Raw genomic sequence first — 1851 nt, 5'->3', positions numbered from 1 at the left:
GCGCCGGACTATCCGCAGCGCCTGCATGCTTTTCTGCAAGCGAAGGGATCGCACCTTTCAGGCCTCATCCGGCAAAACGACCCGGCCACCGCGCTTCGGTCAGCCCGATCCGCTTGAACGGATCGATCGCGGGCAAGCGTTGGCTCGCGGCCGTCAGTTTTCGAACATGACGAAGGCGGCCCATACCCGAGGGTCCTGCGCGCCTGATATCTCGCCGTCGCGGGCATCGCGACGGGCCTGGCGCAGCGCTTCCGGATAAGTCCGCCCGGCGGCGAGATGGCCGTAGAAGCTCACCATGAAGGCAGCGGTTCCCGCATCGTCCACAGGCCAAAGGGTTAGCAACGAGCGCTTCGCACCGGCAATGTTGATTGCCGTCGGCAGGCCGCGCAAACCGCCGACGAATGTCTCCTGGCCACGGGCCGTCTCGCAGGCGGAGAGCACAAGCAGGTCGAGGTTCGACAAATCCCACATCATCAGCTCCATGCCATAGAGCCGGCCGTCATCATCATCGCGCTTCATCGATTGCCGGTTTCCCGACCGGGACAGCACGACCTCACTCTGCCACAGCGCATTCACGGCACCGACGCCGCCCTCTTTCTCGTCGCGGTAGGCACCATGTGTGGCCAGATGCGCGACCGTGGCCTGCTCGATGTCCTTGCGCAGCGCCCGTTCGCCGGCAGCCGTTCCGGTAAGGGTCTCGACCGAATAATGATCGCCGCGCAGGATCGAGGCGATCGCGTCGACCTCCTTGCGGGTACCCGGTAGCGGCTCGGCACCCTTCTCCGCACCCCGTGCGTAATCCAGGCCGCCGGCCAGCAAGGCCTTGCCGGACTTGGGAAAACTCTGATCGATGCCTGCGTTCAACAGCGATTCCGGCCGGGTCAGCATGCGCACCAGGAAGCGATCATCGAGCGACGCGCCCTTGCTGTCCTGCAGCAAGGGGAATGGCACCGAAAACAGCTTGCCGTCCGGCACCACGAAAAGCGTGTCGGCGCCGCCAAGCGACGGCTCCAGAGGTGCGATCAGACCGGCGTAAAGCCCTGTGAATGTCGCGTTCAGATCGACCAGGGTCACAGCGCCACGCTCCTGCGCGGAGCGGGTCGACCTGAGGTTTGCCATGCGGGTTTCCCGGGCGGCTGGGATGAGCCGGCGCGGATCGCCGAGGTCATAGAGCGACGGCTGCTGGTCCTTGCGCGTGACGATCGCGTAGAGCCGTTCGTCTTCCAGCGGATCGGCGCTCTCGCGGTCCGCCCGCCACTTGCGAGTGATGAAATAATCGATCAGCGCCTCGTTGGGCTGCAGCAGCGTGTTTGCGGATGGCAGTGGCTTGTCCACCACGCTTTGGTCGAATCTGTACTTCGTCGTAACTCTCGTGATCGCCTTTTCGTACGCCGCCTGAGCCTGGTCGGGCTGTACCGCACCTGGATCGTCGGCACTGTCGCCACTGGAAGCAGCCTCCTGGTAGGCCAGGGACAGCCGTATCCCGGCCTGGATCAAATGCCGTGTCTCCATATCGTTCGGATCGATCAAACGCGACAGTCTGCGCAACTGATCCCGTTTGTCGTTTTCGAGTGTCGGCCAGCGACGCACCGCTTCAGCGAATGCCGGCACTGCCGATGCGTTGTTTTTTGCCAGCCGCGCATAGTCGTAGAGCATGTCATCGGCCAAGGCGCGGCTGGCTTCAGCGACGACCGGGTTGGCGGCCGTGCTCACCTGGAACCAATTCCAACGCAACATGTCATCGTTGAGAGCCGCAAAATCGGTGGCTGCAGCCTCGGGATTCGACTTCGCCTTGAGGTTGGCCATGGCCTGCCGCGCGGCAAAGGTCAGCGGGTGCACCGAGCCGTATGT

The 1851-nt window shown here is 63.7% G+C and carries 1 protein-coding gene; it reads right to left on the bottom strand.

The annotated features are described in order from the left end of the window. Positions 1-153: 153 nt before the first annotated feature. Positions 154-1851 (bottom strand): CHAT domain-containing protein (locus EN906_RS32680; RefSeq protein ID WP_164777548.1); only part of this gene is annotated, 1698 nt, incomplete at its 5' end.

It is taken from the genome of Mesorhizobium sp. M7A.F.Ca.CA.004.06.1.1 (genome assembly GCF_003999135.1).
Classification (GTDB): Bacteria; Pseudomonadota; Alphaproteobacteria; order Rhizobiales; family Rhizobiaceae; genus Mesorhizobium.
This window is presented reverse-complemented; position numbering and strand designations above follow the sequence as displayed.